This window comes from Catenibacterium sp. RTP21428st1_D7_RTP21428_210409 (assembly GCF_040227455.1).
GTDB classification, from domain to species: domain Bacteria; phylum Bacillota_I; class Bacilli_A; order Erysipelotrichales; family Coprobacillaceae; genus Catenibacterium; species Catenibacterium mitsuoka_A.
Window position 1 is genome coordinate 1 of record NZ_JBEHVX010000131.1, and the last position, 4,648, is coordinate 4,648.

Genomic DNA, 4,648 nt, shown 5'->3' on the forward strand with positions numbered 1-4,648 from the left:
TAAACCAAGACAAATGCCTATAAAATCAATAAATTCTAGAAAATTTAACTATTTATTGACATTTAATAGTTTGTCTTCACTATTAATACGATGATTCCCTCCATTTGGTTGCACATATGTGCTGAAATATTTTACTTTAAGGTCTATAATAAAGTCTACAAGGAGGAGAGAATGTATGCCATGTACAACATTACTAGTAGGTAAGAATGCATCTTATGATGGTTCTACCTTAATCGCAAGAAATGATGATTCACAATCTACAAGATTTACACCAAAGAAACTTGCAGTGATTCATCCAGAACAACAAAATAGAGTTTATGAAACAGTGTTATCTCATTTAAAGATTCAATTACCTGATAATCCAATGAGATATACTGCGATGCCAAATGCCTTAAAAAGTGAAGGTATCTGGGCAGCAAGTGGAATTAATGAAGCAGAAGTCGCAATGACAGCGACAGAAACAATTACTTCTAATCCTCGTGTATTAGGGGCTGATCCACTTGTAGAATATGATGAAGAAACAAATACACCAGGTGGTATTGGTGAAGAAGATATTGTCTATCTTGTATTACCTTATATTCATAGTGCAAGAGAAGGTGTATTAAGACTTGGTTCATTACTAGAAAAGTATGGAACATATGAAATGAACGGAATTGCCTTCTCTGATCATGATGAAATCTGGTGGTTAGAAACTATTGGTGGTCACCATTGGATTGCAAGAAGAGTTCCTGATGATGCTTATGTTGTAATGCCTAACCAGTTAGGTATTGATACATTTGATTTAAAGGATGCTTTTACTACTAAAGAAAATCATTTATGTAGTGATGATTTAAAGGAATTTATTGAAAAGAATCATTTATGTTTAAATCTAGATGATTCATTTAATGCACGTTATGCATTTGGTTCACATGATGATTCAGATCATGTTTACAACACACCACGTGATTGGTTTATTAGACGTTATTTAAATCCACATACTTATAAATGGGATGGAGAAAATGCAGACTTTACACCATTTTCTGATGATATTCCTTGGACTATGGTACCTGAAAGAAAGATTACTGTTGAAGATGTAAAATATGCATTATCAACTCATTTTCAGAATACGCCTTATGATCCATATATTACACGTGGAGATTTATCTAATAAAGGTGCATTACGTCCTGTAGGAATCAATAGAAATGACTTCTTATCTGTATTACAGGTAAGACAGGGACAGGAACCTATTGAATGGTTCACATTTGGTTCAAATGTATTTAATACACTTGTTCCATTATATATTCATATTGATACTGTACCTGAATATTACAGTAATACAACAGGTGAAGTATCTACTGATAACTTCTATTGGGCCAATAGACTTATAGGAGCTATGGCTGATGCATGTGATAAACAGTCAGCCATCCATATTGAACGTTATCAAAGAGTGGTACAATCTCATTCACATCATATTATTCATACATATGATGAACTAATTGAAAATGAAACAAATGAAGCAAGAAAAACAGAATTAAGACATGAAGCCAATCAAAAAGCAGCTGATATGTTGAAGAAGGAAACTTCAAAAACATTACATCTTGTCTTAGATGAATTAAGTTTTACTATGAAGAATAAATTTGCCCGTTCTGATGCATAAGAAAAGAAGCCTCGGCTTCTTTTTTTAGTTATTTGAGGCTGAACACTTTTCAGCATCTATTGCTAGTACAACAAGTAATGCATAAAGCGCATCCTGGCTATTATGAACATCAATGACATAGACATCTGTAAAATGAAATAATTCTTTTGATATAGTCGCAATTTCATGATAAGAATCACTTATAGTATAATTCCAGTTCATGAAATCTCCATTAATAGACCAGTCATTAAATTCTAAGACATATTTAGGAAATAAGCTGATTTTCTTTTGGAATGAACCGATATAATGATCATCTATGTAGATACTAAATCTTGGCATGAATGTCAATATTTCTTCTTTAATGGTTGCTAGACAATGACCTGATGGGTCATATACGTCTAATTTATGACCCCATGAAAGACGACTGCTTACTGTATAGACAACCTGATCATATTCATCATAGATGTCATAACTATCCATCAAACTAAAGATCTTTTGTTTTAATATAAGTTTCATGTATCTCATCCTCTCTAGAATATAATTATATCATTTTCTTTTTGCTTAATACCATAAACAAGATAATCATTCCAATCTTTATGCCTATAAGGATAGGCTACATCTATTTTGATATAGGGATAGTTCTTATTTAAAATATCAACGATTGTATGAACTGCCCATCTTCCTGCTTGATCATTGTCTAATCTTAATAGGACTCTTTCTATTGGTTGATATTCTAAATGATAGAATAATGCACGATAATGAGAGACAGAATTAAGTGATAAATAATCATATTTCTTAAAGTTATTTGTAAGAGTCATTAGAGACATCATATCAATAATAGATTCAGTCACAATAAGCAGTGATGAGTTATGCGATATATAAAAACAATGGTTATAATCATTTCCTGCCTGCTCACGCATATAACGATTATTTATCACACTTCCCCTTTTACTTATGAATACTGGGTGACTTCCTTTATAAGATACAAAGACAAGATTATGGTGCACTGCTTCCTGGTAGAGATATTCATAATCAATAAAATAATCAATAATATTGAGATTAATGCCTCTTTCATATAAATAGTAATAGACCTTCTTATTATTAATGTCTTTACGTGGTAAATAGAGTTTTCTCTCTTGTCTTTTAATCTTTTTAAATTCATGATGAGGATTCTTATACATTCTCATTTCCAGATAAAGAATCGTATAGATAAAAGAATGAAATTCAGAATTCTTTTCTAAACCCAATGTCTGGCATAATGTAATCGTGTCTCCCCCAAATCCTTTTGAATACCAATAGAATCTATTGATATTTACTCTGATTTTTAATGAATCATGTTCCTCAAGATGATAGTAATTAAAACTCTCATAAACAAGAGTAAAGCCTAAATCTTCTACAAGAGAAAGCATACTATATTTCTTCACATGTTCTATACGGCTTTTTTTCATTGAGTGATCCTCCTCTATATAATATATTCCATATAATTTAGGAGAAATCACAAAAAAACAGTGGAATATCCACTGTTTAAACCAAACTGCTGATAAATACGAATATGACTGCAATAGGTAATATAATTGTAAGATAACCCTGCATCCAGTTCTGGATTTTAGGACCATCACCCATATTGGCTTCTGTTTGATAATTCTTGAATCCCCATCCTAAGCGAGATGTACAGAATAATAAATAAACAAAAGACCCAAGTGGTAAGAGAAGATTACTTACGATAAAGTCTTCTAGATCTAGTATTGTTGAACCACTGCCAAGAGGCTGCAAGAAGTTAAGGACATTAAATCCTAAAGCACAAGGTAATGAGAATACAGTAATAAGAATCAAATTAATGATTACTGATTTCTTTCTTGTGAAGTTACATAATTCCATTGTGCAGGCAATAATATTTTCAAATACTGCAATGACTGTAGATAATGATGCGAAAGCCATAAATAGGAAGAATAGAGCACCCCAAATTCTACCGCCTGTCATTGATAAAAAGACATTAGGTAAAGTAATAAAGATGAGACTTGGACCACTGTCAGGATTTACTCCAAATGAGAAACATGCTGGAAAGATGATAAGACCTGCCACAATAGCGACAAATGTATCTAACCCTGCAACATTCACTGCTTCCCCTAAAAGAGTTTTATCTTTCTTTAAATAACTACCGAATATCGCCATTGAACCAATACCGATACTTAAAGTAAAGAAAGACTGGTTCATTGCCGCTACGATCACATTTAATAAGCCAATATGTTTGATTTTATTAAAGTCTGGATATAAATAGAATTTAACACCTGCCATCGCATTATCAAGTGTTAACCCATGTACTGCAAGAACTACAATGAGTCCAAGTAAGCCAATCATCATAACTTTTGTAATTCTTTCTACACCGTTCTGTAATCCCATTGAACATATTAACATACCAATAACAACAACTACTATCATCCAGAATATATTCTGAGATGGACTAGATAATACATTCTGGAAAACTGATGCAATCTGAGATGTTTTGACTCCTGTAAATCCACCAGTCAAGAACTTATAGAAATAATTCAACATCCATCCTGATACTGTAGTATAGTAGATCATTAAACAGAAGTTACCTAATAATCCGACATAACCATGCAAATGCCATTTCTGTCCTGATTTTTCTAAAGACTGATAAGCTTTAACTGGACTTTTTGCACTTGCACGTCCCACAGAGAATTCCATGCTTAGAATTGGAACACCAATAAGAAGCAAGAAAATCAAATAGAAGAAGACAAAGATTCCTCCACCATTTTGTCCTACAACATAAGGGAATCTCCATACATTTCCAATACCAATAGCACATCCTGCAGAAAGAAGCAGGAAGCCTATCCTTGATTTAAATTGTTCACGCTCTTTCATAATTTCCCCCATTTCCCCGCGCCTTCGTTGCGCGGACACAAATATATAACCAAACTCAAATCCCCCAAAACTCTAGTGTGCCTCTCGATATAATAGTATAATCAAAGAGAGGTGGTATACTACAGAGCACGTGGAGTAGAGTAGGCAATT

At 32.9% G+C, this 4,648-nt stretch carries 4 protein-coding genes; 1 reads left to right on the top strand and 3 read right to left on the bottom strand.

The window, feature by feature from the left end:
- Positions 1 to 175: 175 nt before the first annotated feature.
- Positions 176 to 1,636: a C69 family dipeptidase gene (locus tag ABUA27_RS12215; RefSeq protein ID WP_349820817.1), complete on the top strand. Its 1,461-nt coding sequence runs from the start codon at positions 176 to 178 to the stop codon at positions 1,634 to 1,636.
- Positions 1,637 to 1,660: 24 nt separating this feature from the next.
- On the opposite strand, the gene ABUA27_RS12220 is transcribed toward ABUA27_RS12215, so the two are convergent.
- The 3 genes from ABUA27_RS12220 to ABUA27_RS12230 all read right to left on the bottom strand — a co-directional run bounded on the left by ABUA27_RS12220 (position 1,661) and on the right by ABUA27_RS12230 (position 4,498).
- Positions 1,661 to 2,131 carry an LURP-one-related/scramblase family protein gene (locus ABUA27_RS12220; protein ID WP_129982144.1) on the bottom strand — a complete coding sequence of 157 codons (471 nt, stop codon included), beginning with the start codon at positions 2,129 to 2,131 and terminating at the stop codon, positions 1,661 to 1,663.
- Positions 2,132 to 2,145: 14 nt separating this feature from the next.
- Positions 2,146 to 3,063 (bottom strand): toprim domain-containing protein, encoded by a 918-nt coding sequence (locus ABUA27_RS12225; protein WP_161220349.1) that lies wholly within the window; start codon positions 3,061 to 3,063, stop codon positions 2,146 to 2,148.
- A 76-nt stretch (positions 3,064 to 3,139) separates the two neighbouring features.
- Entirely contained in the window at positions 3,140 to 4,498 is a 1,359-nt protein-coding gene (locus tag ABUA27_RS12230; RefSeq protein ID WP_129982146.1) for a sodium-dependent transporter, read from the bottom strand.
- Between the last annotated feature and the right edge of the window lie 150 nt (positions 4,499 to 4,648).